This window comes from Protofrankia sp. CiP1_Cm_nod1 (assembly GCF_920888515.1).
Classification (GTDB): Bacteria; Actinomycetota; Actinomycetes; order Frankiales; family Frankiaceae; genus Protofrankia.
On record NZ_CAKKTM010000269.1, the window covers coordinates 1 to 13,376 of the forward strand.

A 13,376-nucleotide genomic window follows, 5' to 3' on the forward strand; every position below is an offset into this window, starting at 1 on the left:
CGCACACCGTGCTCGTCCCCGAGGGTGTAGAGGACCTGCATCCCCACGCAGATCCCCAGCACCGGACGTCCCTGGGCGACCCGCTCGTGGATGACCGGTGCCGCGCCGGCCGCGTCGATCCCGGCCATGCACGCCGCGTAGGCGCCCACCCCGGGGACCACCAGGGCGTCCGCGGCCCGGGCTGCGGCCAGGTCGGCCGTCACGGTCACGTCCGCGCCGACTCGGGCGAGCGCCCGCTGCGCGCTGCGCAGGTTCCCCGACCCGTAGTCGAGGACGACCACCCGCGGCCCCGTCACCGCGGGCCCCTCCCCGTCACAGCACGCCCTTGGTGGACGGCACGCCGGCTACCCGCCCGTCGAGCGCGACCGCGTCCCGCAGCGCCCGCGCGACCGCCTTGAACTGGGCCTCGACCACATGGTGGGCGTTGCGGCCCGACAGCACCCGCACGTGCAGAGCGATCCGCGCCGACGCGGCGATCGACTCGAAGACGTGCCGGGTCAGCGTCGTGTCGTAGGTGCCGATGAGCTCGATCAGCTCCGGTTCGACGACCACGCAGTACGGACGGCCGGAAAGATCCACCGCGGCCTGCACCAGCGCCTCGTCCAGCGGCACCAGGGCGTCCCCGAAACGCCGGATCCCGGACTTGTCACCGAGCGCCTCGCGCAGCGCGTCACCGAAGGCGATCGCGGTGTCCTCGACCGTGTGGTGGGCGTCGACGTGCAGGTCACCACGGGTGCGGACGGTGAGGTCGAAACCGCCGTGCTTGCCGAGCTGGCTGACCATATGGTCGAAGAACGGCACCCCGGTGAACGACGACGACACACCCGCCCCGTCGAGATCCAGCTCGACGACGACGTGCGACTCCAGGGTCTTGCGCTCGATGCGGGCTGTGCGACCCATCCCTGGTCACTCCTCCCCGAGGTAGGGCAGTTCGACGGTGGGCCTCGCGTCGGTGGACGTCGCGGTGGCAGGCCTTGCGGTAGCGGGCGCCGCGGCTGCGGAGGCCGGATCCGTCGGCGCGGCGGCGGGGGGCGCCAGCGCCGTGGCCCCCTCGGCCAGCAGCGCGCGGGTCGCCGTCAGGAAGGCGTCGACCTCGCCCGCCAGACCGGCGGTGACCCGCAGCCAGCCGGGCAGGCCGACGTCCCGGACGAGCACGCCCGCGTCGAGCAGCCCCTGCCACGCCGCCCGCTGGTCGGTGAACCGGCCGAACAGGACGAAGTTCGCGTCGCTGGGCGCCACCGCGCAGCCGAGCCCGGTCAGCTCGGCCACCAGCCGGTCACGCTGCGCCTTGACCGCCTCGACCGTGGCGAGCAGCTCGTCGGCATGCGCGAGCGCGGTGCGCGCGACCGCCTGCGTGAAGGTCGACAGATGGTACGGCAGGCGCACCAGCTGCAGCGCGTCGACCACCGCCGGGTGCGCGGCAAGGTAGCCGATGCGGGCGCCGGCCAGCGCGAACGCCTTGCTCATCGTCCGGGTGACCACCAGCCGCGGCTGGGACGGCAGCAGGGCCAGCGCGCTGGGGACCCCGGCGCGGCGGAACTCCGCGTACGCCTCGTCCACGACCACGATGCCGGAGCCGGTCTCACCGACCGCCGCGCACGCGGCCAGCACCACCTCCAGCGGCAGCGCGGTGCCGGTGGGGTTGTTCGGCGACGCCAGGAAGACCAGGGACGGCCGGTGCCGGTGGATCGCCGCGGCGACCGCGTCCGGGTCGAGGGTGAAGTCGGGCTCGCGGCGCTCACCGGCCCAGCCGGTCGCGGTCGCCACCGCGATCAGCCGGTGCATCGAATAGGACGGCTCGTACCCCAGCGCGACCCGGCCCGGCCCGCCGAAGGCCTGGCAGAGCTGCTGGAGCACCTCGTTCGACCCGTTCGCCGCCCACACCTGGTCGGTGCGCAGGCCGAAACCGGCGTCCGGGGTCAGGTAGTAGGCCAGGTCGGCGCGCAGCGCCTCGGCCTGGCGGTCCGGATAGCGGTTGGCCTCGGTGGCGGCGAGGGAGGCGGCCTTGCCCAGCGCGTCCACCAGCCCGGCGGACGGCGGGTGCGGGTTCTCGTTGGTGTTGAGCAGCACCGGGACGTCGAGCTGCGGCGCGCCGTAGGGCACCATGCCGCGCAGATCGTCCCGCAGCGGCAGCTCGTCGAGCGTGGGTGAGCGCACCGGGCGGCTACGGCCGGCGGCGGGTGTGGCGGGCCAGCCGGCGACCGCGCCGTCCGACCCTGATCCCCTCGGCGATCCGCCCGCTGGTCCGGTCACCGGCCCGGCTCCGCTCGCCGGCCCGGCTCCGCTCGCCGGTCCCGATCCCGATCCCGATCCCGATCCTGTTGTGGTCATCGCAGCCGCACCTCCACCGCGTCGACGTGGGCGATGAGATCCTCGGCGCCACCGAGCGCGGCGATCCTGGGCGCCACCTCGGCGAGAGCCTCGCGGTCACACTCCACCACGTGAACCTGCCGTTGGAACGCCGACACCGAAAGCCCACTGCTGTGCCGGGCGGTACCGCCCGTCGGCAGGACGTGGTTCGAGCCGGCGAGATAGTCCCCCAGCGACACCGGCGCCCATGCCCCCACGAACACGGCCCCGGCGTTACGGACCCGGCCGGCGACGGCCGCGGCGTCCACGGTCTGGATCTCCAGATGTTCGGCGGCCCAGGCGTCGACCACCGCCAGGCCCGCGTCGACGTCGTCGACCACCACCGCCGCCCCCTGGCCGGTCAGTGCCGTGCGTACCCGCTCCTGGTGGCGGGTCACCGCGACCTGCTTGTCGAGTTCGGTCTCGACCGCGTCGAGCAGGTCTCGCGACGGGGTGACCAGCAGGCAGGCGGCCATCGGGTCGTGCTCGGCCTGGGCGATCAGGTCGGCGGCGACGTGGGCGGGGTCCGCGGTGTCGTCGGCGAGGATCGCGACCTCGGTCGGTCCGGCCTCGGCGTCCACGCCGACCAGGCCGCGCAGCAGCCGCTTCGCCGCGGTCACGTAGATGTTGCCCGGCCCGGTCACCACGTCCACCGCCGGGCAGCTGGACGTCCCGTGCGCGAACATCGCGATCGCCTGGGCGCCGCCGGCGGCGTACACCTCCTCCACGCCCAGCAGCGCGGCGGCGGCGAGGACCACCGGATGCGGCAGACCGCCGAACTCCGCCTGCGGCGGCGACGCCAGCGCCAGGGAGGCGACCCCGGCCTCCTGCGCCGGCACGACGTTCATCACCACGCTGCTGGGATAGGCGACCCGCCCGCCCGGCACGTAGAGTCCGACCCGCTGCACCGGGATCCAACGCTCCGTCACCCTGGTGCCCGGGGCCACGTCGATGGTCACCGGTTCGCGGCGCTGGGCGCGGTGCACCAGCCTGGTCCGCCGGATCGCCTCCTCAAGGGCGTCCCGTACCCGCGGGTCGAGGCCGTCCAGCGCGGCGGCCAGCGCGTCCGCGGCAACCCGGACCGAGGGCGGCCGCACCCCGTCGAACCGCTCCCCCGCGTCGAGGACCGCGGCGTCCCCCCGGTCGCGCACGTCGTCGCAGACCGGGCGGACCGCTGCCAGCGCGGCGTCGACGTCCAGCGCGGCGCGGGGCAGCAGCCCGCGCACCCGTGGCGGTGACGGCAGACTTCCACGCAGGTCGAGCGTTCTCAGCACGACGATGAGCGTATCGGTACCCACCCCCGTTCCGTCGATCTCCCGGATCCCAACGCCCTCCGCCCCCACGTCGACGGCCCCACTTCCCATCGGCAGACCTCGTCAGGACCACTGGATACGGTAGGAAGATCTTCCTACCAGGCATTACACTAGGATCATGGGTGTACGCAAGTTGTCGATCTCGGTGCCCTCCGAGGTCGAGAAGGCGATCAAGACAGCGGCCGCGGAAGAAGGCAAGCCGGTATCCGCATGGCTGACCGAGGCCGCCGTCGAGAAAGCCCGCGCAGCCACCCTGCATGCCGCCGGCAGGGCTACCGCACAGGAACTGGTCGCCGAGTACGAAAGCGAACACGGCAAGCTGCCCGAAGAGTTCCGGCAACGCGCCCGCGCATTCCTCGCAGAGGCCGGACTGTTCGACGACGAACCCTGGCAGGCAGCCGGATAATGCGCACGGTTGTTTATGACACCGGCGCGTTACTGGAAGACCCCGTCCCGCGCCCACGCGCGGAACCGGTCGTAGATCGTCGACCAGGAGCCGTAGCGTTCGGGCACGTCCCGCCAGGGGCTACCGGTACGGAACCTCCACATCACCGCGTTGAAACAGCTGCGCAGGTCAGGGATCGGTCCGGACGTCCCCAGCGGGAGATGCGGCTCGATCAACTCCCATTCACCGTCGGTCAGCTCACCACGCGTCATACAGCCGTGCTACCCAGCCGAAGCACCCGAGCGAAGGACGAACACCCCGATTGTGATCCGGACTCAGAACAGGCCCTAGCCGTCGAGCAGCTGTTCGCCGACGCGGGTGCGCCGCGAGGATTTTACACCAACCTCCTGGTTCCCGGCCGCGAGGTCTACCGGGTGATTGAGTCTGATGTCGTTCGGGGCGCATCGCTGACCGGAAGCGACCGGGCCGGGGTCAGCGTCGGTGAGACCGCCGGCCGAAACGTGAAGAAGAGCGTCCTCGAGCTGGGCGGCAGCGACCCGTTCATCGTGCTCGATGACAACAACCTCGACCGCACCGTCGAAGCGGCCCTGATCGGCCGCCTGCACAACATGGGGCAAAGCTGCGTGAGCACTAAGCGGATGATCGTGATATCCGAGGTATTCGACCGGTTCGTGACCGCGCTGGCCGAACGGATGCTCGAGCTGGTTCCGGGCGACCCCGTTGACGAGGCCACCACGCTGGCACCGGTGTGCTCCGAGCAGGCCGCCCAGACGCTGGTAGACTAGGTCCGCGACGCGCTGGACAAGGGAGCGACCGCGGTCGTCGGCGGCGGGCGCGTCGACCACCCCGGAGCGTTCGTGCAACCCACGGTCCTCGTCGGCGTGACGCCGAAGATGCGCGCCCATCGCGAAGAGCTGTTCGGACCGATCGCGGTCGTCTATCGGGTACAGGACGATGACCAGGCGGTCTCCTTGGCGAACGACTCGCCCTATGGTCTCGGCGGTGCGGTGTTCAGCAGCGACATCTCCCGGGCGCGTGCAGTCGCCAGCCGGATCGAGAGCGGGATGGTGTGGATTAACCATCCGACGTCATCCGAGCCGGAACTGCCCTTCGGCGGCATCAAGCGGTCCGGCTACGGCCGGGAGCTGTCCCACCTCGGCATCAAGGAGTTCGCCAACCGGAAGCTGATCGTGACGATGGGGACGGACGCGCCGATCACCGACGCTCTGGGCTGATGCCCGCTCGGACGGTGTGCCAGCGGTGTGTCGGGGGTGAGGCCGAGTGCGCCGTGAACCTGGACGGCCCCGGTCGACGACGTCGTGCAGCAGGGCGGCACCGCGGGTCTTGACCATCCCGATCTCGAGGCGGGCGGGTGAACCGCGGTCGACGGCCTCCGCGGCGGTGATCAGCGCGGCCCGGTGGGGAAACGCGGTGGACCGGGATCGGCCGTACCGGAGGCGGCGACACCGCCAGATCCTACGAGCTACCAAAATCCGGTAGTGGTGGTTCGGCGGTGCCGTAGGCGGAGTCACCGAGGACCCGCCGGGGGTGTCTATCCGCGGCTGAGTACCGCGCCGCGCCGCCGCGGCCGTCATCCCCGCTGCATCGCGGGCACGTCATGCGTGACAGCGAGGTGGCCCTCGATCAGGTCGACGGTGACGCGGGAGCCGTCGGTGACGTCGCCGGCGACCAGTGCCCGGCCGATCCGGGTCTCGACCTCACGTTGGATGAACCGCCGCAGCGGCCTGGCGCCGAAGACCGGGTCGAACCCCTCGCGGGCGATGAACAACCGGGCCGGCTCGGTGATCTCCAGGGTGATCCGGCGGTCCACGAGCCGCCGGCGCAGGTCCTCGACGAGCAGGTCGACGACCTGTTCGATTTCGGCCAGGGTCAGCGGCTTGAACAGGACGATCTCATCGAGCCGGTTGAGGAACTCCGGGCGGAATCGTTCCCGCAGGTCGGCCATCACCCGGGCCCGGGCCTCGGGTTCGATCTCGCCGTCGGGCGTCACCGCGTCCATCAGCCACTGCGAGCCGATGTTCGACGTCATGATGATCACCGTATTGGTGAAGTTCACGGTTCGGCCCCGCGCGTCGGTCAGCCGGCCGTCGTCGAGGACCTGCAGGAGCGTGTTGAACACATCCGGATGCGCCTTCTCGATCTCGTCGAAGAGGACCACGGAGTACGGCTTGCGACGCACCGCCTCGGTGAGCTGGCCGCCCTCCTCGTAACCGACATAGCCCGGAGGAGAGCCGATCAGCCGGCTGACCGTGTGGCGCTCCTGGTACTCGCTCATGTCGATGCGGATCATCGCCTCCTCGGCGTCGAACAGCGCCTCGGAGAGCGTGCGTGCGAGCTCGGTCTTCCCCACGCCGGTCGGTCCCAGGAAGATGAACGACCCGACCGGGCGCCGGGGGTCCTTGATACCAGAGCGCGCGCGGATGACGGCGTCCGCCACCAGGCTGACGGCCTCGTCCTGGCCGACCACCCGCTGGTGCAGGATGTCGTCGAGGCGCAGCAGCTTCTCGCGCTCGCCCTCGACGAGCCGGGTGACGGGGATGCCGGTCCAGCGGGAGACGATGTCGGCGATCTCCTCCTCGGTCACCAGTTCACGCAGCAGCGGTTGCCCGTGCTGGCGGCCGGCCAGACGTTCCTCCTCGGCGGCCAGCCGGCGTTCCAGTTCCGGGAGTTGGCCGTGGCGCAGCTCGGCGGCGGTGTTGAGGTCGTAGGCACGCTCGGCTTCGTCTGCGCGCCGGCGGACGTGCTCGATCTCCTCGCGCAGCTCCTGGACCTTGCGGATGGCCTGCCGTTCTGACTCCCACTGTGCGCGCATCGCGTCGGCCTCCGCGCGCAGGTCGGCGAGTTCCTTGCGGAGCTGGTCGAGCCGGGCGACGCTGGCCGGGTCGTTCTCCTTTGCCAGCGCGGCCTCCTCGATCTCCAGCCGGGTGACCTTGCGGGTGATCTCGTCGAGCGCGGTGGGCATCGAGTCGATGTCGGTGCGGAGCATGGCGCACGCCTCGTCGACGAGGTCGATCGCCTTGTCGGGCAGGAACCGGTCGGAGATGTAGCGGTGCGACAGCACCGCCGCCGAGACCAGCGCACCGTCCTGGATCCGCACGCCGTGGAAGATCTCGAACCGTTCGCGCAGTCCGCGCAGGATCGAGATCGTGTCCTCCACCGTCGGTTCGTCGACCAGCACCGGCTGGAAGCGGCGTTCGAAGGCGGCGTCCGCCTCGATGTGCTTGCGGTACTCCTCGACGGTGGTGGCGCCGATGAGGTGCAGTTCGCCGCGGGCGAGCATCGGCTTGAGCATGTTCCCGGCGTCCATCGACCCCTCGGCCGCGCCGGCGCCGACGACGGTGTGCAGCTCGTCGACGAACAGCAGGATCCGGCCTTCGCCCGCCTTGACCTCGCTCAGAACCGCCTTGAGTCGCTCCTCGAACTCGCCCCGGTACTTGGCTCCGGCGACCAGCGCCGCCAGGTCGAGCTGGAACACCGTCCGGTCGCGCAGTCCCTCAGGTACGTCGCCCCGGTGGATGCGCTGGGCGAGGCCCTCGACGATCGCCGTCTTGCCGACCCCGGGGTCGCCGAGCAGCACCGGATTGTTCTTCGTCTTGCGGGAGAGGATCTGCACGACCCGGCGGATCTCGGAATCGCGGCCGATGACCGGGTCGAGCCGGTCGTCGCGGGCTTCCGCGACCAGGTCGCGGCCGTACTTCTCGAGCGCCTCGTAGGTGGCCTCGGGGTTCGCGGACGTCACCCTCTGGTTCCCGCGGACCTCGGTCAGCGCGGTGAGCAGCTTCTCCCTGGTGAGGCCGTTGTGGGCGAGGATCCGGCCGGCGGCGCTGGACTGTCCCTCGTCGACGAGGGCGAGGAGGAGGTGCTCGACCGACACGTACTCGTCCTTGAGCCGACCGGCCTCCCTGCTGGCGGCGTCCAGCAGGCGGGACAGCCGCTGGGTCACATACACCTCGCCGGGTCGCACGCCGGGTCCGGACACCTTGGGCCGGCGCCGCAGTTCGTTCTCGACCACTTCGGCGACCGCGGCCGGATCTCCGCCCGAGGCGATCAGCAGGCGGCGCACCAGTCCCTCGGGTGGTTCCATCAGCGCGGCCAGCAGGTGCTCGCCGTCCACCTCGGCATGGCCGAGGCGCACCGTTCGAGCTTGCGCGGCGTCAAGAGCCTCGCGGGACTTCTCGGTCAGCTTGTTCATGTCCATGGATGCACCTCGCCTCGGGCGGGTCGGGCACGGAGGAGCCGTTCGAGTTCGTCGATCCGGTCGAGCAGGTCGAGCACGACCCCGGTCGCCGTGTAGGTGATGCCGAGGTCGCGGCGCAGCCGTTCGATCCGGCCGGCGCGTGCCACCGCCGTCATCGCGAGTGTGTAGTGGCCGGCGGGGTCGATCTCCGCGTCGAGGAGACCCAGCGTCACCAGCCGTCGGACGAGGTCGGGATGCAGGTGCGCCGCGACACAGAACGCGTCGAGGTCGAGGCCCTGAGTACGGGCGCTAGCGCGCACGAGCAGCGTCGTCATGACCTCTCCCTGGGGTTGAAGGACGAGACCTCCGCGAGCTCGCGGAACAGCTCCGTCTCCCGCGCAGTGGGGTTGGCCGGGACCATGATTCGGGCGTGCGCGTAGAGGTCGCCGGCGCGGTCACCGCGCCTCGAACCACGCGCCGAGCGGGGCAGGCCCTTGCCGCGCAGGCGGAGCTTGCGGCCGGTGGAACTGCCGGGCGGGACGGTGACGATCACCTGCTCGCCGTCCGGGATGGTGATGGCGACCTTCGTGCCGAGCACGCCCTCCCACGGCGCGAGGGGCAGATCGGTGTGCACGTCCCGGCCTTCGACCCGGAATCGGGGGCCGGGCGCCAGCCGCACCACGAGGTAGAGGTCGCCCGGATCCCCGCCGTCCCGGCCGCGCCCGCCCTGGCCCGCGAGCCGCAGCCGCTGCCCGTGCATCACTCCGGGCGGGATGGTGACCTGGACCTCGCGGGGTCCGGTCGGGCCCGCCAGGGTGACGCTGCGCCGACCGCCTCGGTAGGCCTCGGCGAGGGTGACCTCGATCTCGGCTTCCTGGTCGGCACCGGACACCGGTCCCGCCCGGCCTCGGCCGCGGAAGAATCCGCCGCCCATACCGCCGAACAGGTCCTCGAAGTCGAACCCCTCGAACCCCTCGAACCGGAAGCCCGGGCCACCGGCGCCGGCACGCGCCCCGCCACCCGCGCCTGCCCATCGTTCGGCGCCTTCGGGCATCCGGCGGAAATCTCCGCCGAACCGGTCGTAGCGCGCCCGGGTGTCGGGATCGGAGAGCACGTCATACGCCTCCGACAGGTCCTTGAACCGCTCCTCGGCCCCAGGATCGGAGTTGACGTCGGGGTGGTACTGGCGGGCGAGTTTCCGGTACGCCCGCTGGATCGCGTCAGCGTCGGCGTTCCGAGGGACCCCGAGGATCTCGTAGAAGTCCTCGCTGGCCCGATTCGTGGTCCGGCCGCTGCTCATGTCACGATGCTTCCGGCTCGGTATCCGGTCCGGGTCCCATTCCTGGTTCTGACCCGGTATCCTGCCTTGGCCCGTTGTTCGATCTTGCTCCGCTGTTCGGTTTCGGTCCGGCGCTCACGGCCACGGACGCGGGACGCAGTACGCGGCCGTCGGCCTGGTAGCCCGGCCGGAGCACCTCCACGACGGTGCCCGCCGGGGGCGGACGGGACGTTGAGCCGCTGTCGACGACGGCGCCGACCTCGTGACGGGTCGGGTCGAAGGCGCCGGTCTCGTCGTCGAGTCGAGTGACCCCGGAGTTCCGCAGCGCGCCCAGAGCGAGCTGGCGTACCCCGCGTACCCCGTCGACGAGCGAGTCGGGGTCGGCGTCCGTGTGCGAGAGGGCGAGCTCGAGGTGATCCAGCACCGGCACCCACGCGAGAACCACACGATCCCGCTCGGCTGCCTTCGCGGCGCCGATCTCGCGTCCGGTCCGCCGACGGTAGTTGTCGAAGTCGGCGAGAGTCCGCAGGTGGCTGGCCTGGCACTGCTCGAGTTTCGCGGCGAGGTCGGGTGCCGGGGTGGTCTCGGGCCGCTCGGCATCCGATCGGTTCTCACCCATCGTCATGGGTGGTGAAGTCGGCGTCGATGACGTCGTCCCCACCGGCCGAGGTCTCGCCCGGTCCACCGGCTCCAGCTCCGCCGCTGGCCGTCGATGCCGCCTCGCGCTGCGCGACAGCCGGAAGGCCGTAGAGGACCTGCTGGAGATCGTTGATGATCGGCCGGACGCGGTCGACGTCGGCGTGCTCCTCCAGCGCGCGGCGAGCGTCGGCGATGAGCTGTTCGGCGCGGGCCTTCTCGTGCACGGGGACCTGGTCGCCGAGTTCGGTGAGCCGCTGCTCGACCTGGTAGGCGATCGTGTCGAGTTGGTTGCGGGCGTCGGCGTTCTCGCGCAGCCGGGTGTCCTCGGCCCGGTTGCGCTCGGCGTCAGCGACCATGCGCTGGATCTCGTCCTGCGGCAGGTTGGTGTTGTCCGAGATGGTGATCCGCTGTTCGGCGCCGGTGCCCTTGTCCTTCGCGGTGACGTTGAGGATGCCGTTGGCGTCGATGTCGTAGGTGACGTCGACCTGTGCCTGGCCGCGCGGGGCGGGTCGGATGCCCTCGAGCCGGAACCGGCCCAGCGTCCGGTTGTCGGCGGCCATCTCACGTTCGCCCTGGAGCACCACGACGTCGACGGCCGACTGGTTGTCCTCCGCCGTCGAGAACGTCTCGCTCCGGCGCGCGGGGATGGTGGTGTTGCGCTCGATCACCTTCGTGCTCACGCCGCCGAGCGTCTCCACGCCGAGGGAGAGCGGGGTGACGTCCAGCAGCAGCACGTCGGAGACCTCGCCCTTGATGACCGCGGCCTGGATGCCGGCGCCGACGGCGACGACCTCGTCCGGGTTGACCGTCATGTTGGGTTCCTTGCCGGCGGTCAGCCGGCGCACCAGGGCCTGCACGGCCGGCATGCGGGTGGCGCCGCCGACGAGGATCACCTCGTCGAGGTCCTGCTCGGAGACCTTCGCGTCCGCCATCGCCTGGCGCAGCGGCGGCAGGCACCGCTCGAGCAGATCGGCCGTGATCTTCTCGAACTGCGAGCGAGTGATGGTGGTGTTGAGGTGTCTCGGGCCGTTCGCGTCGGCGGTGATGAACGGCAGGTTGACCTGGGTCTGGGAGACGGACGAAAGCTCGACCTTCGCCTTCTCGGCGGCTTCGAAGAGCCGCTGCAGTGCCTGCGGATCGTTGCGCAGGTCGATGCCGGTCTGGTTCTTGAAATCGTCGGCAAGGAAGTCGACCAGGCGGCGGTCCCAGTCGTTGCCGCCGAGATGGGTGTCGCCGGCGGTGGCGCGCACCTCGACGATCCCGTCGCCCACGTCGAGGACGGAGACGTCGAAGGTGCCGCCGCCCAGGTCGAAGACCAGTACGGTCTCGTGCGACCTCTTGTCCATCCCGTAGGCCAGCGCGGCGGCGGTGGGCTCGTTGATGATGCGCAGTACGTCCAGGCCGGCGATCCGGCCGGCGTCCTTGGTCGACTGCCGTTGCGCGTCGTTGAAGTAAGCCGGCACCGTGATCACGGCTTCGGTGACCTTTTCGCCGAGGAACTTGGCGGCGTCGTCGGCCAGTTTCCGGAGCACCATCGCCGAGATCTCCTCGGGGGCGTACTCGCGCCCGCGAACGAAGATCCGTACTGCGTCTTCCTTCCCGGCGGTGATGTCGTACGTGACTGTCTTCAGCTCGCTGGTGACCTCGCTGTACCGGCGGCCGATGAATCGCTTGGCCGCGGTGATCGTGCCTTTGGGATTGAGAACCGCCTGACGGCGGGCGAGTTCACCCACCAGCCGCTCGCCGCTCTCCGTGAAAGCAACGACCGAAGGCGTCGTGCGCGAGCCCTCAATATTGGGGATAACTGTCGGCTGGCCACCCTCGACGACGGCGATGACCGAGTTCGTAGTACCCAGGTCTATTCCTACTACCTTACCCACGATGACCTCCCGGTGGGAGCCTTCTGATGGAAGTGGCGGGGCCCCGGCAGTCCTCACGACCACGCTAGGACCGGCCGGACGAAGACCGCAACACGCCGCCACCCGGCGAACCAGTGCAAGACGGCGGAGCAGAGGCCGACACGTCCGCACGACGCGCCACCGCGCGTGCCGGGCCGACGGACGATCAATGTCAGCTCCGGCCGCTCCCGGCGGACGAGAGCCGGCCGAACTCGGTCTGCGCCAGGAGCCGGGCCGCCTCGTCCGCCACGTCGGCATCGACGAGCAGGTCGTAGCGATCGGCACTCAGCGCCGACACGGAGACGAAATCCCGCCGGCCCCGGCTGAACGCGTACATCAGCAGGCCCATCAGAGCACCGAGGATTGCGCCGAAGATGGCTCCGTAGAGCGCGAGCAGCGCCGCTGCCTGGACAGGATTGATCCAGTTGAACAGGCCGAAGATCCAGCCGATCAGCGCGCCCGTGACGGCACCAGCGAGCGCCGACCGGCCTGCCGCGGACGCCCAGGTCAGCCGGCCCGTGACCTTCTCGATCGTGTGCAGGTCGCGGCCGACGATGGCGGTCCTCTCCACCGGGAAGTGAAGGTCGGCAAGTCGATCGACGGCCCGTTCGGCATCGGCGTAGGTACTGAAGGTGGCGACCACTTTCTGCGACCCGACCGTGCGGCCGATCCCGGCCGCCCGGTCCGTCCCCCGCTCGCTCCGAGCATCATCGAGGCGCGGGTCACCGTGGTGGAGAACCCCTGCTCGAGGAGCACCGGCTCCAAGGTCATTCGATCGTGAGCCGCGGGCACCGTCCTCATCTGTCGCGAAATCGCCATCACCATGTGACATATCGATCGCCCCCACCCGACGTGGGTCGTGGTTGCACCACCGCGCAAAGCATCCAAGATGTCTCCCCGAACGACGCGGTCGTTCTCAGAGACTGCCCGCGTGCCGGATACCCAACCGAGTGCGCCCGAGATCCCCGGGGGCCGCGAGAACTGGCTCGTGTGCCTTGCGTACCAGGCATGGGGATAGATCATTGACCTGCTCCGCCACTTCGAGCACCAGATCACGCTGCCCGGAGACGTCGACCCCGAATCGGTGACGGCGAGCCTGGACAGCGGGGTGCTGGCCGTCCGGCTGGCGAAGGCCCGCAGCAGCCAGCCCCGCCACATCGAGATCTCCGGGCCCTCGGCGAGGCAGAGCGGCCGGACGATCGATGACGCCTCGGGCCCGGGCTGACCTGACCACGCCTTCCCTTCCTCGCGTGCCTTCCCCCAGGTGTTCAAGGGAGGTTCACAAGAGGCTTAG

The 13,376-nt window shown here is 70.6% G+C and carries 13 protein-coding genes and 1 pseudogene; 3 read left to right on the top strand and 11 right to left on the bottom strand.

Going from position 1 to position 13,376, the window contains the following annotated elements; all coding sequences use genetic code 11:
- The 4 genes from NBX02_RS12325 to hisD all read right to left on the bottom strand — a co-directional run.
- The coding region (locus NBX02_RS12325) for an imidazole glycerol phosphate synthase subunit HisH (RefSeq protein ID WP_445548391.1) at positions 1-296 on the bottom strand (296 nt) is incomplete at its 3' end.
- 16 nt (positions 297-312) lie between these two features.
- The gene (gene hisB / locus NBX02_RS12330) at positions 313-900 is read right to left on the bottom strand and encodes an imidazoleglycerol-phosphate dehydratase HisB (protein WP_013873786.1); all 588 of its coding nucleotides are present in this window, start codon (positions 898-900) and stop codon (positions 313-315) included.
- 6 nt (positions 901-906) lie between these two features.
- Positions 907-2,331 carry a histidinol-phosphate transaminase gene (locus NBX02_RS12335; protein WP_250291413.1) on the bottom strand — a complete coding sequence of 475 codons (1,425 nt, stop codon included), beginning with the start codon at positions 2,329-2,331 and terminating at the stop codon, positions 907-909.
- Positions 2,328-3,623, bottom strand: coding sequence for a histidinol dehydrogenase (gene hisD / locus NBX02_RS12340; RefSeq protein WP_250291416.1), 1,296 nt, complete (start codon positions 3,621-3,623; stop codon positions 2,328-2,330). Before hisD ends, NBX02_RS12335 begins: the two co-directional genes overlap by 4 nt.
- A 157-nt stretch (positions 3,624-3,780) precedes the next feature.
- Here hisD and NBX02_RS12345 point away from each other — a divergent pair, with 157 nt between their 5' ends.
- A complete protein-coding gene (locus tag NBX02_RS12345; protein ID WP_250282222.1) occupies positions 3,781-4,068 on the top strand; it encodes a hypothetical protein in 288 nt (95 codons plus the stop codon).
- 29 nt (positions 4,069-4,097) lie between these two features.
- Here NBX02_RS12345 and NBX02_RS12350 read toward each other — a convergent pair whose 3' ends face one another.
- The gene (locus tag NBX02_RS12350) at positions 4,098-4,319 is read right to left on the bottom strand and encodes a transposase (RefSeq protein ID WP_250282221.1); all 222 of its coding nucleotides are present in this window, start codon (positions 4,317-4,319) and stop codon (positions 4,098-4,100) included.
- Between the two features lie 66 nt (positions 4,320-4,385).
- Between NBX02_RS12350 and NBX02_RS12355 the strand changes: the two are divergent.
- Positions 4,386-5,303: pseudogene (locus NBX02_RS12355) on the top strand (aldehyde dehydrogenase family protein); the annotation flags it as partial.
- 356 nt (positions 5,304-5,659) lie between these two features.
- On the opposite strand, the gene clpB reads toward NBX02_RS12355, so the two are convergent.
- The 6 genes from clpB to NBX02_RS12385 all read right to left on the bottom strand — a co-directional run bounded on the left by clpB (position 5,660) and on the right by NBX02_RS12385 (position 12,725).
- Positions 5,660-8,287: an ATP-dependent chaperone ClpB gene (clpB, locus tag NBX02_RS12360; RefSeq protein WP_250282219.1), complete on the bottom strand. Its 2,628-nt coding sequence runs from the start codon at positions 8,285-8,287 to the stop codon at positions 5,660-5,662.
- The gene (locus NBX02_RS12365) at positions 8,278-8,601 is read right to left on the bottom strand and encodes a chaperone modulator CbpM (RefSeq protein ID WP_250291414.1); all 324 of its coding nucleotides are present in this window, start codon (positions 8,599-8,601) and stop codon (positions 8,278-8,280) included. Before NBX02_RS12365 ends, clpB begins: the two co-directional genes overlap by 10 nt.
- The gene (locus tag NBX02_RS12370; protein ID WP_250282216.1) at positions 8,598-9,566 is read right to left on the bottom strand and encodes a DnaJ C-terminal domain-containing protein; all 969 of its coding nucleotides are present in this window, start codon (positions 9,564-9,566) and stop codon (positions 8,598-8,600) included. Before NBX02_RS12370 ends, NBX02_RS12365 begins: the two co-directional genes overlap by 4 nt.
- 1 nt (position 9,567) lies before the next feature.
- Positions 9,568-10,170 (bottom strand): nucleotide exchange factor GrpE, encoded by a 603-nt coding sequence (locus NBX02_RS12375; protein ID WP_250282215.1) that lies wholly within the window; start codon positions 10,168-10,170, stop codon positions 9,568-9,570.
- Positions 10,157-12,064: a molecular chaperone DnaK gene (gene dnaK, locus NBX02_RS12380; RefSeq protein WP_250282214.1), complete on the bottom strand. Its 1,908-nt coding sequence runs from the start codon at positions 12,062-12,064 to the stop codon at positions 10,157-10,159. Before dnaK ends, NBX02_RS12375 begins: the two co-directional genes overlap by 14 nt.
- Positions 12,065-12,254: 190 nt before the next feature.
- A complete protein-coding gene (locus NBX02_RS12385) occupies positions 12,255-12,725 on the bottom strand; it encodes a general stress protein (RefSeq protein ID WP_250282213.1) in 471 nt (156 codons plus the stop codon).
- Between the two features lie 384 nt (positions 12,726-13,109).
- On the opposite strand from NBX02_RS12385, the gene NBX02_RS12390 reads away from it, so the two are divergent.
- Positions 13,110-13,307 carry an Hsp20/alpha crystallin family protein gene (locus NBX02_RS12390; protein WP_445548392.1) on the top strand — a complete coding sequence of 66 codons (198 nt, stop codon included), beginning with the start codon at positions 13,110-13,112 and terminating at the stop codon, positions 13,305-13,307.
- Positions 13,308-13,376 lie beyond the last annotated feature (69 nt).